Origin of the sequence: Anaerotignum faecicola, from assembly GCA_024460105.1 — a bacterium.
In the GTDB taxonomy this organism is placed as follows: Bacteria; Bacillota; Clostridia; order Lachnospirales; family Anaerotignaceae; genus JANFXS01.
On record JANFXS010000002.1, the window covers coordinates 494834 to 512053 of the forward strand.

The 17220-nt window shown below is 41.6% G+C and carries 13 protein-coding genes; 3 read left to right on the top strand and 10 right to left on the bottom strand.

Features of this window, described 5'->3' with window-relative positions; translation table 11 throughout:
• The first annotated feature begins 835 nt into the window (after window positions 1–835).
• A complete protein-coding gene (locus NE664_04840; GenBank protein ID MCQ4725990.1) occupies window positions 836–1846 on the top strand; it encodes a 3D domain-containing protein in 1011 nt (336 codons plus the stop codon).
• 659 nt (window positions 1847–2505) lie between these two features.
• On the opposite strand, the gene msrA is transcribed toward NE664_04840, so the two are convergent.
• Together msrA and NE664_04850 are read right to left on the bottom strand one after the other, a co-directional pair.
• The gene (msrA, locus tag NE664_04845) at window positions 2506–3444 is read right to left on the bottom strand and encodes a peptide-methionine (S)-S-oxide reductase MsrA (GenBank protein ID MCQ4725991.1); all 939 of its coding nucleotides are present in this window, start codon (window positions 3442–3444) and stop codon (window positions 2506–2508) included.
• Between the two features lie 28 nt (window positions 3445–3472).
• Complete coding sequence (locus NE664_04850) at window positions 3473–4360, bottom strand: DMT family transporter (protein MCQ4725992.1); 888 nt, start codon at window positions 4358–4360, stop codon at window positions 3473–3475.
• Window positions 4361–4680: 320 nt separating this feature from the next.
• Here NE664_04850 and glmM point away from each other — a divergent pair, with 320 nt between their 5' ends.
• Together glmM and glmS are read left to right on the top strand one after the other, a co-directional pair.
• A complete protein-coding gene (gene glmM, locus NE664_04855; GenBank protein MCQ4725993.1) occupies window positions 4681–6030 on the top strand; it encodes a phosphoglucosamine mutase in 1350 nt (449 codons plus the stop codon).
• A gap of 12 nt (window positions 6031–6042) precedes the next feature.
• A complete protein-coding gene (gene glmS / locus NE664_04860; protein ID MCQ4725994.1) occupies window positions 6043–7878 on the top strand; it encodes a glutamine--fructose-6-phosphate transaminase (isomerizing) in 1836 nt (611 codons plus the stop codon).
• A gap of 545 nt (window positions 7879–8423) precedes the next feature.
• On the opposite strand, the gene NE664_04865 is transcribed toward glmS, so the two are convergent.
• The 8 genes from NE664_04865 to NE664_04900 form a co-directional block, all read right to left on the bottom strand.
• Window positions 8424–9260 (bottom strand): deoxyribonuclease IV, encoded by an 837-nt coding sequence (locus NE664_04865; GenBank protein ID MCQ4725995.1) that lies wholly within the window; start codon window positions 9258–9260, stop codon window positions 8424–8426.
• Between the two features lie 128 nt (window positions 9261–9388).
• On the bottom strand, window positions 9389–10783 hold the full coding sequence (locus tag NE664_04870) for a sodium-dependent transporter (protein ID MCQ4725996.1): 1395 nt from the start codon (window positions 10781–10783) through the stop codon (window positions 9389–9391).
• 320 nt (window positions 10784–11103) lie between these two features.
• Window positions 11104–11760, bottom strand: coding sequence for an aspartate/glutamate racemase family protein (locus NE664_04875; GenBank protein MCQ4725997.1), 657 nt, complete (start codon window positions 11758–11760; stop codon window positions 11104–11106).
• A 20-nt stretch (window positions 11761–11780) separates the two neighbouring features.
• Window positions 11781–12485, bottom strand: coding sequence for an FCD domain-containing protein (locus NE664_04880; protein MCQ4725998.1), 705 nt, complete (start codon window positions 12483–12485; stop codon window positions 11781–11783).
• Window positions 12486–12535: 50 nt separating this feature from the next.
• Window positions 12536–13864, bottom strand: a complete 1329-nt coding sequence (locus NE664_04885; protein ID MCQ4725999.1) for a nickel-dependent lactate racemase — start codon at window positions 13862–13864, stop codon at window positions 12536–12538.
• Between the two features lie 23 nt (window positions 13865–13887).
• Entirely contained in the window at window positions 13888–15165 is a 1278-nt protein-coding gene (locus tag NE664_04890) for a TRAP transporter large permease (GenBank protein ID MCQ4726000.1), read from the bottom strand.
• Window positions 15165–15665, bottom strand: a complete 501-nt coding sequence (locus NE664_04895) for a TRAP transporter small permease (GenBank protein MCQ4726001.1) — start codon at window positions 15663–15665, stop codon at window positions 15165–15167. Before NE664_04895 ends, NE664_04890 begins: the two co-directional genes overlap by 1 nt.
• A gap of 122 nt (window positions 15666–15787) precedes the next feature.
• Entirely contained in the window at window positions 15788–16852 is a 1065-nt protein-coding gene (locus NE664_04900; GenBank protein ID MCQ4726002.1) for a TRAP transporter substrate-binding protein, read from the bottom strand.
• Window positions 16853–17220 lie beyond the last annotated feature (368 nt).

Sequence of the window (17220 nt, forward strand, 5' to 3'; positions counted from 1 at the left end):
ATTTAATGCACGCACATTCAATTATAAAATCACACATGCATGACGTTTTAATTTCTTCCGTTTTTCTGTATGGAGATCTTAAAAATCCAATTCCGGCAGTATTTATTTATGCTGCTTTCTAGCAACCTATGCCTCAATTTATCATCAATACGCGGCCATTAATCGCAAAAAATTCAAAATGCCGTCGTCTGTGTGCCGGAAATACATGTTTTTTCAATGCGGCAAAGCATGTGCGGAATATATTCCGATACGCATAACGTCATTATCGCCGCATTTATGCGTTTCATGCCGTTTATTTTCTTTGTAAATCGAAGGCCTTATTAACTTTCTCTCAACTTAAAACACACCTTGTATCCTCATCATTCCTTTTAAAACTTTATAATTATAGTTACTGCCGACTTCAAATTTCTGCCGCATATCAATTAAAATTTTGTAAAATTAATCCCAAAGCCAACTTTATATTCTCCCATGCCGCCTAAAAAAACAAATTTCTTTTCAATGTAAAATCTTCCGTTTTTTATTGTGATTATTACTAAATCGCAATTTTTTCATTTATTAAAATTATAATAACACCGCCCATTATATACGTTATATACATGACAAAAGCATTAATTATTAACAAAAATTAATCGTATGGGCAATTTTTTTCCGATTTTGTTGCATAATTGTTACAAATGTGTTAATATACTAGGAGTAAAGATTAATAAAGGGTATATGCATATAGTATATATCCTTTTTTCCTGCCAGTGATTAATCTTTGCAAAAATGGTCAAAAATAACTAAAAAGGTATCCGCAAAAGACGTTTATGTTTTGGATATTCTAAGGAGGTAAATAATGACAAAACAACTTAAAGTGCTCATTATGGTGCTTGCCGCGCTTATAATCTGCACAGGAACAGTTTCAGCCTACTCTGATGAAAAGACAGTTCAGGTTATAGACCTTGATTATGATGAAAAAGTTACTACAAATGCAGAAACTGTCGGGGAACTCCTCGATGAACTCGGTATAACTTTAGGCGAGGAAGATGAAATCTCCAAAAAGCTTACTGCCGAATTAAAAAATAACGACGTAATAAACATTGAACGCGCAATACCCGTTTATATCGTAATAGACGATGCGCCCAGAATAGTTTATACAAACAAAGACACTGTAGGCGAGCTTCTTAAAGATTACGAAAAAACCATAGGCTCATCATTCATCCCCGAAAATGTAGACGAATCAACAAGGATCAGCAAAAATCTTGAAATAAAGCTTTCAACAATTAAAGAAGTTGTCTTAACCGAAACCACAAATATACCGTTTGAAACGGAAACAGTCGAAACAGACGCCCTTCCGAAAGGCACAAAGGAAGTTAAACAGGCGGGAAGCGAAGGCGTTGCAACCATAACGGTTAAAAACACATACAAAGGCGCGGAGCTTATCGAATCCGAAGAGATTGGAAAAACCGTTTCGGCAACTCCCGTAAAAGAAATAATCCACATAGGCACAGGCGAAGTTCCGGAAGTAAAAGAAACAAAGAAACCCGAAACTAAAGCCGCAAGCGGCGAAATTGCGGGATATTCATACAAAAGCGCCCTCAATGTAACCGCTACGGGCTATACAAGGTTTGATGCCGGATGCAGCGACTACACATATACAGGGGCTTTTGCAACCAAAGGCGTTATAGCCGTTGATCCGAACGTTATACCTCTCGGCACAGAAGTTTATATACCCGGATACGGATATGCCGTTGCGGCGGATATAGGCGGCGCAATTAAAGGCAATAAAATAGACCTCTGCTATGATACGGTTAATGAAGCTTTCAGTTGGGGAAGGCGCAATGTTACAGTTTATATACTTGAATAAAATAAAAAACCGGAAGGGCTAAATCCTTCCGTTTTTTTATTTGCAGTTGCCTTCAGTCTACAAGAACATATGCACGCCAAATTATAAATTTTTCTGCTCTTCCGAGCTGCAAATACCTAACCAAAATTTCGGATTCCCCCGTGGGGAACGCTCCGCGCCATGATTCTCACACGGTTCGTATACCTGCCTACGGGCATGCCTGCATATTTGCGCCTTGAATAACAAAAAATTTCTCCATACGGAATTAAAGGGTTGAGAAAAGTGTCGGCGGCTTACGGGCAGATCCAAATACGCGCAGCCACCGCGGCTCCTACGGCAAGCGGCTTTAACACAGCTATTGCACCGCTGGCATCCGTTAAAACCGTGTGTGCTTTTGTAAACCGGATCTATGAAAACTTAAGAAAATAATACGATTTGGCAAACCTTTATGAGAGAATCCATATCCTGTATCCGATTATAAACCGGTTTTATCTATGATAACATTGTAAACTAAATACCCATTCTTTTGCCTTAATCAGCCGGCATTGATTTTCGTCGGCAGATCAAAATCAAACGTCCGTATTATCTTACAAAACCGTTAAGATATATAATTTGTATTATCAAATTACGCACCCAATGCGCAAAACAATATGTCTTGCTTTAGGCAATATCAAACATTCTTACTCAAAAAGATACAGAAGGCGACCGTATCCCCTGTTTTCCATTTCGCTTTTCGGTATAAAATCAACCGCCGCACTGTTTATGCAGTACCTCAGCCCGCCGCTTTCCTCCGGACCGTCGTCAAATACATGCCCAAGATGCGCCCCGCTTGACGTACCCCGTACTTCAGTGCGTTCCATGCCGTAACCTAAATCGGCCTTTTCCGTTATTTCTTTTTCGTTTATGGTTTTTGAAAAACTCGGCCAGCCGCAGTCTGAGAAAAATTTATCTTTTGAAGTAAATAACGGCTCCCCGCTTACAATATCTATATATATCCCGTCGTCAAAACAGTTCCAATATTCATTTCCGTAGGGTTTTTCAGTAGCCCCATACTGCGTAACATTGTACTGCTCAAGCTTCATAAGTTCATGCCTGTAATTATATCCGTTCTTGCTTTCCGGCACGGCATTTCTGGCTAGTTCAAAAAGAGAGCGGTCTATATGGCAGTATCCGAATTTATTTTTCTTTAAATAATCCTGGTGCATCGTTTCCGCATCATAAAACACTTTAAGCGGCATTACTTCAATAACAACTTTCCCTTCCACCTTTTTGCCTAAATCTTTTATAGAATTTTCTATAACTTCCCTGTCGTTTTCATTAACATAATAAATTCCCGTCCTATACTGTGTTCCGAAATCGTTGCCCTGTCTGTTAAGGCTCGTAGGGTCGATTGTCATATAAAACAGATCCAGAAGAAACCAAAGCGGCGCCAATCTTTCATCATATTCAATCTTTACCGTTTCCGCGAAACCGGTCGTCCCTGCGCACACGTCTTCGTACTTGGGATTTTCCGTCGTTCCGTTGGCATATCCCACAGATGTTCCCGTAACGCCTTTTACCTGTTTAAAAAAATGTTCCGTGCCCCAAAAGCATCCGCCCGCTAAATATATAACTGCCATTTAATTCTCACCTCTTAAACTATTTATTCTATCCCTTTGCATCTAAACCATTTGAACTGTCCCTTACAGTCGAAAATGAAGAATACATCACTGTCGAAAGTATGATAATTCCGCCGAAAATTTCTCCCGCCGAAGGTATTTCGTCCAATATCACGGCTGCAAGTACAATTCCATATAATGGTTCTAAACTATTTATTACTCCGGCCGCTTGGGCGCTTATTCCTTTAAGCCCCGTTATAAAAAGCGTTCTTGAAAGCAGAGTAAAAACAAGCGCCAAAATAACCAGCATGCTTAAATCCATAACGGTCATGCCGCTTATTCCCGTGACCATTACAAACGGCAGCACTGCAAAAAAAGCAACAAACTGCTCATAAAAAGATATAACATACCCTTTATATTTCACAATACACATCTTTTCTATTATCGAAAGGAAAGAAAACGTTATACCCGAAAAAATACCCTCAACAGCTCCCAAAAGCATGCCTCCCGATATATCGCCCTTAGGCACGACAAATAAGACGCCCGCAAACGTTGCCAAAGCCGTAAATATATCTCTGATCCTTATACGCTGCCTAAAGAAAAAAGGCTCTATAAAAGTTGTAAATATCGGGCATGTTGAAAAAGTTAAAAGCGCGATGGCAACTGTAGAATCTTGTATGCTCCTGTAAAAACAAATCCAATGTGCCGCAAGTATAACGCCTAAAAGAAGCATTAAAATATAATCCTTCCTACTTTCCATTTTAACAGAAATCCGCTTAAATGCAAAGAATATGCCAAGAGCCAATGCCGAAAAAAAAACTCTTCCCGCAACTATTACCAGAGCCGGCTGATGCACAAGCTTCCCAAAAAGGCTTGCGCTACCAAACATAGCAATCGCAATGTGGGTATATATAAGGTATTTCCTGCTGTTTTCCAATGCAATCCCCCCAATTAAAATTCATATTAACCGAATGATATAACACATGGAATAAAACGTCAATTTAAAACGCGTCGGTTTTCAATGAATATTTGGCATTTAACCCAATACAAAACGCCATGCATTAATAAACAGAATTATTTTTTACGCTTTTTAAAATTAAAATACGCAAAACATTGTTGCAGTACGGCGACATTTGGCTTCATATGCAATATAAAATTATGCGGCGGCATAAAATAAATAAATTTGTTGTCGCTGATAACATTAAATGATATAATAGTTTAGTTAGCTTTACATATTTATTTTAAGGAGGAATTTCTGTGGGAAAGCTTTTTGGCACAGACGGAGTCAGGGGCATTGCAAACACCGACCTTACGGGAGAGCTTGCATACCGCCTCGGACGCGCAGGCGCATATGTTCTTACCAAAGAAACTGACCATGCACCCAGAATACTTGTAGGAATGGATACCCGTATAAGCGGCGATATGCTTGAAAGCGCACTTGTTTCGGGCATATGTTCCGTTGGCGCTCACGCCGTGCTTGCCGGAATTGTACCGACCCCGGCTGTCGCTTATCTGGTACGCCGGTACGGCCTGGATGCAGGCGTTGTTATTTCCGCATCCCACAACCCGGTGGAATACAACGGTATTAAATTTTTTAATAAAGACGGATATAAACTTCACGATAATCTTGAAGACGAAATCGAGGATTTGCTTTTTAATAGTTTTGACAGTATCCCTCAGCCCACAGGCGCGCTTGTAGGCACAAAATCAATCTGCGACGACGCTATTGAGGACTATATAGAATTTCTTACAAAATCAACGACAGCCAACCTTAAAGGCATAAAAGTCGCCCTCGACTGTGCCAACGGCGCGGCATATAAAGCGGCCCCCATTTCCATACTCAACCTCGGGGCGTCCATGTGTATTATCCATAACGACCCCGACGGCACAAATATAAATAAAAACTGCGGTTCGACCCATATGGAGGATCTAAAAAAATTCGTAGTCGAAAACGGGGCCGATATAGGCTTTGCTTTTGACGGCGACGCCGACAGATGTCTTGCGGTTGATGAAAACGGCGAACTTATAGACGGCGACAAACTTCTTGCAATCTGCGGGCTTTACATGAAAAATAACGGCACCCTTAAAAACAATACGATTGTAGGCACTGTTATGAGTAACCTGGGCTTTATTTTAATGGGCCAAAAACACGGCGTTAATATCGAACAGGCAAACGTAGGAGACCGTTATGTTCTGGAAAAAATGATAAACGGCGGCTTTAATATAGGCGGGGAACAGTCCGGCCACATTATCTTTTTAGACGACAATACAACCGGCGACGGCGTGCTTACCGCCATCAAGGTCCTGACCGTTTTAAAGGAAAGCGGAAAAAAAGCGTCTGAGCTTGCTAAGGTTATGGAATCCCTTCCGCAGGTGCTTGTTAACGCACGCGTAAATAATGCAAAGAAAAACACCTTTATGGAAGTTTCGGAAATCCGCGAAGCAATAGAAAGAGTAAAAGAATTATTTGCCGGGGAAGGCCGAGTTCTCATACGCACAAGCGGAACCGAACCCCTTGTAAGGGTAATGATTGAAGGCAAAAACATAGAATTGATGAATAATGAGGCAAATAAGCTTGCACTGCTTATAGAAAAAAAGCTTCAGTAAGGAGGTTTTAAAATGTGCGGCATAGTTGGATATATCGGCTCCAAACAGGCCCCGTCCATACTTATGGACGGTTTAACCAAGCTTGAATATAGGGGTTATGATTCCGCCGGGATTGCAGTCCATAACGGTACGAAAATAAATATGATTAAATCCCGCGGCAAGCTTGTAAACCTTGCAAAAAAGCTTGAAGAAAATCCTATTGAAGGCACAGTAGGCATAGGGCATACCCGCTGGGCAACCCACGGCGCGCCCAGCGACATAAACTCGCACCCGCATATGAGCGGCGACCGACTGATAGCGGTCGTTCATAACGGGATAATAGAAAACTATATGGATATTAAAGAAGATTTATCGTCAAAGGGCTACAAATTCGTATCCGATACGGACACAGAAACCGTAGCCCATCTTATGGATTACTACTATAAACAAGGCAACTCTTTCTTTGATTCCGTATTCATGGTTTTAAACAAAATCGAAGGGGCGTACGCCCTTGCCATACTTTGCAGGGATCACCCGGATACGATAATTGCCGCAAGGAAAAACTGCCCTCTTGTAATCGGGCTTGGCAAAGGCGAAAATTTTGTATCCTCAGATATTCCGGCAATACTCCACCACACACGGGACGTTTACCTTGTTGACAACGATGAAGTCGCGGTTGTTAAAAAAGACAGCGTTGATATATATAATATCAACAAAGAACCCGTACACCACGACATATTTAAAGTCAACTGGGATATTGACGCCGCCGAAAAAGACGGCTATGAACATTTCATGATAAAAGAAATAAACGAACAGCCTAAAATTGTTCAGGATATTTTGTCAAAACGTATGCCCGACAGCAAAGACTTTATAGATCTCGAGGGTATTAACCTGAAAAAAGAAGATCTCGAAAAAATAAACAGGATATATGTTGTTGCATGCGGCACGGCATACCATGCGGGGCTTATGGGGAAATACTTAATAGAAAAACTTGCAAGGATACCGGTATTTGCCGATGTTGCAAGCGAATTCAGGTATAAAGATCCTATAATTGACGAGAATACGCTTTTAATCGTCGTATCCCAAAGCGGCGAAACGGCCGACACCCTTGAAGCCCTGCGGATTGCCAAAAAGAACGGCGCGCGTGTGCTTGCAATAGTCAACACTGTGGGCAGTTCAATAGCAAGGGAAGCGGACGACGTATTTTATATACTTGCAGGGCCTGAAATTTCCGTTGCGTCTACCAAGGCGTTTACGGCGCAGGTTATGGCTATGGAACTTATATGTTTCCATATAGCAATGGAAACAGGAAAAATCACCGCCGATGAATTTAAAAAATATAAAGAGGAATTCCGCCAGGTTCCGTCCAAAATATCACAGGTACTTCAAAAAAGCATAATAGAAGAAAAACTCGCCGATAAATATATACAGTCTAAAAATGTGTTCTACATCGGCCGCGGGCTAGACTACCTTGTGAGTATGGAAAGCTCGCTGAAACTTAAAGAAATCGCATATCTCCACAGCGAGGCCTATGCCGCCGGAGAACTCAAACACGGCCCTATCGCCATGATTGAGGACTGCACTCTTGTTATTGCCATGCTTACTCAGGAAGATTTGTTTGAGAAAACCCTTTCAAACATTAAAGAAGTTAAAGCCAGGGGGGCTAAAGTTATCGCTATAGCCCTTGAAGGCAACGACGGCTTTAAGGACGAAGTTGACGACATTATATATGTTCCGCGCAGCAGTTGGGTTACAGCCCCTGTAATAGCAAACGTTACCACCCAGCTTTTTGCATACTATGTTGCCAAAAAACTCGGTACCGACATTGACCAACCGCGAAACCTTGCAAAATCGGTAACAGTTGAATAATATAAATAAAAAAGCGGCCTGGTATTGCATTTAAAATGCGATACAGGCCGTTATTTGTTATACTCTTCCATTCATATTTATATACGGGCCTTAGGCCTTAGCTTCATTTACAAGAGCACACACGGTTTTAACGGACGTTAGCAGAGCAATGGCTGTGTTAAAACCGCCTGCCGCAGCAACCGCTGCGCCTTGCTCCTCTTTGCATTGCTCTTACGCCGCTAACGTCCGCTAAAACTCACCGACCTCACAATGAAAAATTTTTTTGCAGTTCAAGGCGCATATGCGCCGGCACAGCGGTTCCTATGGCAAGCATATGCAACGCGGAAATGAAGAAAATTTCTCCTTGTGGGCGTGTGTCCCCTTGTAAACTGAATCTGCATAATGGCCATACCCGCTATGTAAAACCAAAAACAGCAGTAACCAATAACGGGCTCATGTTGTCCACATATTCCTTCCCGTAAACCTATCTTATCCAAAAAGTTGTCCAACTCTTCAACATATATCTTTGCAACATGCCGTAGCGCTTATTTCCTTATCACCATGCATTAACCGCCTGCATAAAATCCCCGCAAAAGTTCAATCTCCGCTTTATATCCGTCTAATTCGTTCGGGGTTTCAAGGCAGAACGGAAGGCCTTGGAGCCTTGGGTTGTTAACAACATTGACAAGAGCGTTAAGGCCTATTTCCCCCTGTCCGATTTTTGCATGCCTGTCTTTATGACTGCCGACGGGGTTCATGCTGTCGTTTAGGTGCACTGCTTTTAAATAGCCGATGCCTATAACACGATCAAATTCGTCAAGCACGCCTTCAAGGTTATTTACAATATCATACCCTCCGTCATGTATATGACATGTATCCATGCAGACGCCTATTTTATCTTTTAATTCAACGCCGTCTATTATTGCGCGTATTTCTTCAAAGCTTCGCCCTATTTCCGTACCTTTGCCGCTCATTGTTTCAAGAAGCACGGTTGTCGACATGTCTTTAAACAGTATAGAATTAAGCGTTTCGCAAATAAGCCTGATCCCTTCTTCGCTTCCCTGGCCAACGTGGCTTCCCGGATGGAAATTATATAAATTCCCAGGAAGATACTCCATGCGCTTTAAATCATCGGCCATAGTCTGCCATGCAAATTCCCTTGTTTTTTCATTATTTGAACATGGATTGATAGTATATGGGGCATGGGCTATTATCTTTCCGAAATTATTATCATGCGCAATTTTGATAAACCTCTCCACATCGCTTGCATCAATCTCCTTCGCCTTGCTTCCCCTGGGATTTCTTGTAAAAAACTGAAACGTATTGGCATTTATTTTTAAAGCGTCCGCACCCATGGCACAGAATCCCTTAGAAGATGACAAATGGCATCCTATTTTTAACATATTTTTCTCCTTATACATTAATATTTATGGTTTTGCCGATTTTTTACGAAATACAAAACGTATTCGTCTTTCAAACAAAAAATGGCGTACCATATTATTATGATACACCATTTCAGCTTTTTTATCAATTAACTCATCGACATGCCGAATACAAGGCCGCATACAAGTATTGCAAATATAGCTACCGGAACTACAAATTTTACCATAACGCTCCAAACTCCGGCAAGCTTAAATTCGAACATTCCGTTCTGCCTAACTTCGGCAACGGCATTTTTTGTTCCCCATCTCCAGCCGACAAATATACAGAATATTAATGCGCCGAGAGGCATTGTAAACCTGTCGGTAATAAATTCCATAAAGTTTCCGAAGGACGGATACTGGATACCGTTTACAAAATCGAACCAAATTCCTTTTATAGGCAAATAAACCTGGCTTAATGTGTAGAATATTCCGATTACAAACATTATAACAGATAAAATGATTATGGTTTTCTTCCTGTCAACGTGAAATTCCTCGCTTACAAAGGCAACTGTACCTTCTATTATGGAAATTTCAGACGTAAGCGCGGCAAAAAGCAGAAGCAAATAGAATAAAGCTCCGAAAAACGCTCCGCCTGTCATCTGTTCAAATACGCCCGCAAGGGATGCAAAAGCAAATCCGCCGCCCATGCCCGGTTCCACTCCTGTTGCAAATACCGCCGGTATAATGATAAAGCCAGCCGTAAGGGCAACAAACGTGTCAAAAAAGCATATCATGCCAACATTTCTCTCTAAATTTTCTTCTTTTTTAAGATACGAGCCATATGTAACCATGATAGCAAGGCCAAGGCTTAATGAATAAAACGCCTGTCCCAACGCTGACAAAACAGTGCCTGCATTAAGATAGCTCAGATCAATATGGAACATGTATTTAATGCCCTCTTCCGCACCGGGAAGCGTAAGGCTTCTTATAAGAAGAACTATAAGAAGTAATAAAAGGCCCGGCATCGCAACCTTATTAAACTTTTCAATACCGCCCGAAACGCCTTTTAAAAGTACGACAACGCATACAATTAAAAATACAGCAGGATATACGATAGCGCTCATCACAGGAAAGCCGTTTTGTCCCAGCATATTATAAAAATAATTAAGCGGATCCGCATAAACCGCCTGTGACTCCGTTATATAAGCTATTATATAATCAAGCACCCATCCTCCAACCTGTATATAGTAGCACGAAACTATAAATCCCGTTATAATTCCAAGCCAGCCGGCAATCCTCCATTTGGGTCCGAGTTTCTTAAACGCTCCCACCGCATTGCTTTTTGTATTCCTTCCGACTGTAAACTCTGCAAGCATTGCAACAGATCCTATAAAAACAACAATCAAAATATAAACAAGCAGGAATACTCCGCCGCCGCCGTTATAAGCCCTGCCCGGAAACTTCCATATATTTCCCAATCCAACGGCGGAACCGGCAGCCGCAAGTATAAATCCCAAACTGCTGCTCCACTCGCCCCTTTTGTGTGTATGTTTACTTGACATACGTTCCCTCATCCTTCCTTTAAATATATTCTTTAGTTTGGTAATATCTTAATAAAATACCACATAACAATTTATTTTTCAATAAAAACAATCGCTTTTACGTTAGATATTTTATAAAAAATATGCCGCCGTTCCGGATTATAATATCCGAAACGGCGGTCAATTATGAAAAAGAGTGTTGCCGCGGCAAAAAATATCTTATACGGCCGCATTTATACATAAGCCTGTCTTTTATCAAAAAACCGGCGTTATGCTGTTTATTCAGCAAAATCTGCATTTAAAGCAAATAACATGAATCTAAGATTTACCGCCATATACCGCTAAATGTCCAGCATATCTTTCAAATATTCAACGGCTATCCTCGGGCTTGCAAGCACCGGCACACTTATATGGCTTACAAGCGGCAGCATGCCGTACATACTGCCCTGCGCAAGAACTATTACGTCGGCGGCGTCCGCCTCTTCTTCAATGGCTTTAAGAACCAAAGCGTCATGCTTTTCCTTTCCGCCCTGGCTCATAAGCACATCCAAAGCGCCGTCTACAAGCCGCCTTTTAACAGTTACATCCCTGCCCATTTCCACAGCCGTATTCTCAACAAGCTCACAGCTTGGCTTAACTGTCGAATTTACTGTCGCTATTACCGTAATATTTCTTCCGATCTTACAGGCTTTCTCCGCCATAGGCTTATCGATTTTAATATATGGAACAGAAATCATCTTCTCAATTACATCTACGGCTTCAGATACCGACGAGCATTGGTTAAGTATAGCTTCAACGCCCATTTTTTCAAGGTTAAGGGCATATCCCGCCATTCTTGCAATTATGTCGGGAGTTATATGGCCTACAGCCTTAACTTCCCTTAAAAGGCTGTCGTCAACTATATTTATTATCTCAACGCCTGGAAGTATCTCCGAAAAAAGAGCCGTAAGCGTATCCAAAGTTACGGCGCTTGTGTTAATTACGCCAATTTTATGCAATTTAAGTCCCTCTTTTCCTTTCACTTTAACCCGCTTTTATTTTTTGACTGTGATTTTTGCCAGTATCTGGCAAGGCTTCCTTCCACAAATGAAAGGTGCTCCTGCGCAATTACTTTCGCTATATAAGGCTTTTTATTAACTATCGCATTAACAAGCTCTTCATGCTGTTCAAAAGTACGCCTTTTAACGGCAGGATCCTTGTCATGGACAATATAATTCCAGTGTTCTTTGATTGCCTTTATAGTATAACCTGATATTATTTGGGAAAGTCCGGTTAAAAGAGTGTTGCCGGAAGCTTTTGCGATTATTTTGTGCAGCTCGCTGTCAAGTTTTGACAGCTCGCTTTCGTCAACGCACTTCTCCATACGCCTTACACAGTTCAAAAGGTCGGAAACGTCCCTGCTTGAACGGTTCACGGCGGCCTTTTCGGCAACGCCTATTTCGATTATCTGCCTTACTTCCATTATATCCTCAATAGACGTCGCTCCCATATGCATCATTATAAACAGCATTTTATACGCCATTTCACTGTCGGACGATTTAAAAAATGTTCCCTCGCCCTGTCTGCTTTCAACAATGCCGAGTATGCTTAACGCGCTGTAAACGTCCCTTACATGGGCGCGGGAAACGCTTAGATTTTTTGAAAGCTGGTTTTCCGAAAATATTTTTTCCTCAGGACGCAGTTTGCCTTCCTGTATCATCTCAACCAGTTTGTCAATTATCATTTCATATATTTCGCCGCGCGTTAGTTTTTTTTCCTCTTCTTCCATAAATATCAGTGTGATATAGGATTATCAAGAAGGGTTCCGGCCTCGTCAAAAGTTAAAGGCCTGAAATCGCCGATAAACTCTATATCGTCCCTTTCCTTTAATTCTTCATATAAGCCTTTTGAAACAAGGAACTGGCCTTCATGCAACGTGCTGTCGATTACGCAGAATTTAACATTATCCTCAGTCTTTTTGCCTTCAAGCGCCATAAGGCCGTTAAGGCAGCTGAGGCCGACTTCAACCGCGTCTTTATCGGTTTCGGCAACAAACGGCGTTTTTATTTTATCAAGGAATGTTGTCGTTTTGCCGTTTGTATATGTTACTTTGTAATCTATTTTATTAAAATACCTCTTTGTGATAATATCCGCCTGCCCCATTCCGATTGCATTGCCGTGGCTGATATCGGTAAGATCCAAAAGCGCGATAATCTCTATAAGCGGATATGGCTGGCCGAGGGTTTCGCAGCCGCTTGCATAAAATTTCTCAGGTTCCTGAAGTCCCCAAACGCCGAAACGGCCAATCATATTGCAGTCCATACCTGTACCGCTTATATTTTTGCCGCCCCGTTTTATAACAAGCATATCACAAACTTGGAAAGGAAGGAAGGGGTACATGTCATTTGCCATCTTAAATAATTCGACTTCCCTTTCCGGTATATCTTTATTGTCGACAACTTCAAGGTAGCCTACACGGTCGCGGGCGTTCTCCAAAAGAGCTATGCCGCATATAACGTTCATTTCGGGGCAGTTTGCAACAAACTTCCCGTTTGCAGGTATTATGTTCATAAGCCCCCAAACGCCGTATGAATGTACATAGGCCGCCATTGTACGTTTGCCTAGGCCTATCGTCATCATTTTAAGAAGGCCGCTTTCTGTTTTGTTTTCCTGTTCCGTATGTTTTTTTATCCTGTTTATAACTATAACGCCGTCGGCCTCATAAGCATTTTTATCAACGTATACGGGAGTTCCCAGTTCAGTTTCGCCGATTTTTACCGTTTCCATTGACGAAATAATAGGAGCTTTTACAGCTTCTTCCGTATATCCAAGGCTTAAAAGCATTTCCCTTTGGCCTTCGGCTGTGGCGCCGCCGTGGCTTCCCATTGCTGGGATTAAAAACGGTATTCCGCCAACCCTTTTAACCTCTTCAACCGTCTGTGCAACAACGTCAACAAGGCCCCAAACGCCACGACTGCCGCATGTTATAGCTATCCTTTGCCCAGGTTTAATTTTCCTTGACAGGTCAAATTCATCCAAAAGCCGCTTTGTTTCGCCCCTTACGTCGTCAATCTGCGGCTGGTTGTATTTTTGAACAGCCTTAATAACTTTAGGAATATTCATATTAATAACCTCTTTTCAAACCATTAATTGGACAGTACGCTTGGCAGCCAAGTTGTAAGCGCCGGCACATATGTTACTACCATAAGGAACGCGATGCTTAAACCAATCATAGGCAACGCGGCCTTTAGGGTGCTTTCCAGCGATTCTCCCGAAATTGTCTTGCCCAAAAGTATACATGTGCCTACAGGCGGAGTTACAAGTCCGATACAAAGGTTAAGCGCCATAACAACGCCGAAATGTATTGTTGAAACGCCGAGTTCCTTAATAAGCGGAAGAAGGAGCGGCGTAAGCATAACGATTGCAGGGTTTGCATCCATAAGCATGCCGACAATAAACAAAAGTATATTAATAAGGAACAATATAACAAATTTGTTGCTTGTTATGCTGAGCATCCCCTGAACAAGGGCGTCCGGAAGTCCGCTTGCAACAACAACCCAGCTTGAAACTTTAGAAAAACCGATAAGTATAAGTATTGTAGCAGTTGTAACGCCGCTTTCGGCAAAAATCGAAACAAGATCCTTAGGACGAAGATCTTTGTAAATGAAAAGCCCTACAAAAAGAGCGTATGCGCATGTAACGGCCGCGGCTTCAGTCGCCGTACAGATACCGAGGAATATCGTGCCGAGTACAAGTATAGGCATTACAAGAGCCCAAATACTGTCTATTGTTACCCTTGCAATCTGTTTAGGCGTTGACTTTTCGTGTGCCGGGAAATTATGCTTCCTTGAATAAAGGAATACATATGCGACAAGTACAAGCGCAAGGCCGATTCCCGGGAAAACAGCGCCCATAAAAAGCTGGCCGATTGAAGTTTCCGTAGCGTTGCCGTAAACTATAAGGAAAATTGACGGAGGGATAATAGGCCCCAATATAGCCGCAACCGAGCACACAGCCGCCGCGAACCCGCCGGGATAGCCGTCTTTTTTCATAGCCGGGATCATGTTGCCGCCGATAGCCGAAACCGTTGCAACGCCGCTGCCTGAAATTGCCGCGAATATAGCCGAAGAAATTACGGAAACGATTGCAAGGCTGCCCCTAACCCAGCCTATTGTTGCATCTGCAAAAGCTATAAGTTTTTTATTGATACTGCCGCTCATAAGGTTTCCGGCAATCATGAAAAACGGGATTGCAAGAAGCGCGACAGAGTCCATTCCGGTAAATGTTTTCTGCGCCAAAACGATAACCGGCATGTCGCCCAAAATAAGGGCCGCAAGTGTTGCAATTCCCATCGCAAAACAGATTGGAACGCCTAAAAGCGCCATGACAAGAAGTAATATAATAAGTAACGCACCAACATTCATTATTTGCCCGCCTCGCTTTCATCTTCTTTGCCTGCAAGTTTAATAAGTATCTGCTCAATCATTCCAAGTATCATAAGCACCGTGCCTACAGGTATAGCCGCATATCCGACAGCCATTGGAACTTTAAGGCCGGCAGATATGTTCTTAAATGTGCTTAACGTAAGCTCATATGATAACGGAAGCAAATAAATTAAAAATAAGATAACTGCAATATCGATTATAAGAGTAAAATATTTTCTTGCTTTGCCTTTTAAAAGGTTAACTATGAATTCAACTTTAAGATGGCTGTTACGCCTTACCGCTACAAACGAACCCATTAAACTTACCCATACAAATAAAAACCTTGCAAGTTCTTCAGACCAAATATTAGAATTGTTGAAACAGTAGCGAAGTATTACCTGATAAACCATAACCGCAACCATAATTATCATCATAACGCCGACAATTACAAGCGCGATTTTTTCCAGTATAGACATAAACTTTGAATATGCCTTTAACATTTAACTCACCCGCCCCTAACTATGCATAATTATTTAAAAAAATTTATAAATATCCATTTTTAGGTTAAAGAAAAGGGAATATAAATTCCCTTTCCTCACACCTAAAAGATGCCGTATGCTAATTACTGCACTTCCGCAATCTGTTTAGCCCAGTCGGCTAATTCTGGATAATATTCATCAACAAAGCCTTCGCATTTATCCATAAACGGCTGAACGTCAATTTCTATAACTTCTACGCCTTTATCTTTAAACATCTGTTCATATTCAGCTTCTTTTGTAAGAGAAATTTCATTTCTGTATTCAGAAGCTTCCATAGCCGCCTCTTCAAGCGCTGCCTGGATATCTGTTGGGAGGTTGTTGAAGTAGTCCCTGTTGAAAATAAATACGTCCGTTGAGTAAACATGGTTAGTTTTTACAAGGTAATCGCAAACGTCATAGAATCCAAAGCCATATGATTCGATTGTAGCGTTTTCCTGAGCTTCAACAGTGTTCTGCTGTAAAGCTGTGAATGTTTCCGTTAAAGCAAGAGGCGTCGGAGACGCTCCGAGAACATTCCATGTATCTATGTAAATCTGCTGGTTAGGAACCCTGATTTTTAAACCTTTTAACTCTTCCGGAGTTGTAAAAGGTTTCTTTGTCGTACAAACCCTTGCGCCCCTGTACATTGCGCCGAGAAGTTTAAATCCGCCGGCTTCGCCGACTTCTTCCCTGATCTGTTTGCCAAGATCTCCGAACATAACCTTTTCATAATGGTCATAGTCCCTGTACATATACGGAACGGCGTCGATGCTGGCAAGAGTAGTGTAAGCGTCTGTTGTTCCCATACTTTCAATTACGATTTCGTTTGTGCCGAGCCCAAGCCCTTCGATTGTATCCCTTGCGTCGCCGAGCTGTCCGCCTGAGTAAACCGTTATTTCAACCTGCCCGTTTGTTTTCTCTTTTGCAAGCTCCGCAAATTTGATAGCCGCAAGATCCTTAACGTCGCCAACCGGGTTAGGGTTAGCAAGTTTCATTTTAATAACCTCACCCGTGTTTTCTACCTCGGCAGTTTCACCGCCGTCTCCGGCAGCTTCTCCCTCCGTCTGTGTTGTTTCGCCTTCAGCAGGAGCTGAAGCGTCGCCGCCGCCGCAAGCCGCTAATGAAAGCGCCATTGTTGCCGCTAAAAAAACGCCGATAAACTTTTTCATAAATGTTGCCCTCCTTAAATAATATAAAATTACCCAATTTAATCACATCAAGCCTTTAAGCGTGTGGCAGATTTGTTGATTGCCGCCGCTTTATCGGCTTATGTATTGATCAAATTTTAAGTCATTTTTTTCCGCTTGTACATAACTTGTTTACAACTTTCCCTTTATTTGACAAAAATAACAGTATATTTTTTTTAAATCCCTACAATAAGCACACTTCGACAACTAAAGTTGTGAACAAGTTTAATTAAATCTTATTTTTTTAATATAAAAAGTTAAATTTAAGTAAATTTACAATTTAATTTTTTACGAATTTGGCGTTCCTCAATTAACTTGATCACAAGTACAATCCCAAATAATAAACGGCT

Coding starts and splice junctions, on each gene's coding strand:
- NE664_04840 (MCQ4725990.1), top strand. CDS start 836: ATGACAAAACAACTTAAAGTGCTCATTATGGTGCTTGCCGCGCTTATA.
- msrA (MCQ4725991.1), bottom strand. CDS start 3,444: ATGGCAGTTATATATTTAGCGGGCGGATGCTTTTGGGGCACGGAACAT.
- glmS (MCQ4725994.1), top strand. CDS start 6,043: ATGTGCGGCATAGTTGGATATATCGGCTCCAAACAGGCCCCGTCCATA.
- NE664_04865 (MCQ4725995.1), bottom strand. CDS start 9,260: ATGTTAAAAATAGGATGCCATTTGTCATCTTCTAAGGGATTCTGTGCC.
- NE664_04870 (MCQ4725996.1), bottom strand. CDS start 10,783: ATGTCAAGTAAACATACACACAAAAGGGGCGAGTGGAGCAGCAGTTTG.
- NE664_04880 (MCQ4725998.1), bottom strand. CDS start 12,485: ATGATAATTGACAAACTGGTTGAGATGATACAGGAAGGCAAACTGCGT.
- NE664_04885 (MCQ4725999.1), bottom strand. CDS start 13,864: ATGAATATTCCTAAAGTTATTAAGGCTGTTCAAAAATACAACCAGCCG.
- NE664_04890 (MCQ4726000.1), bottom strand. CDS start 15,165: ATGAATGTTGGTGCGTTACTTATTATATTACTTCTTGTCATGGCGCTT.
- NE664_04895 (MCQ4726001.1), bottom strand. CDS start 15,665: ATGTTAAAGGCATATTCAAAGTTTATGTCTATACTGGAAAAAATCGCG.
- NE664_04900 (MCQ4726002.1), bottom strand. CDS start 16,852: ATGAAAAAGTTTATCGGCGTTTTTTTAGCGGCAACAATGGCGCTTTCA.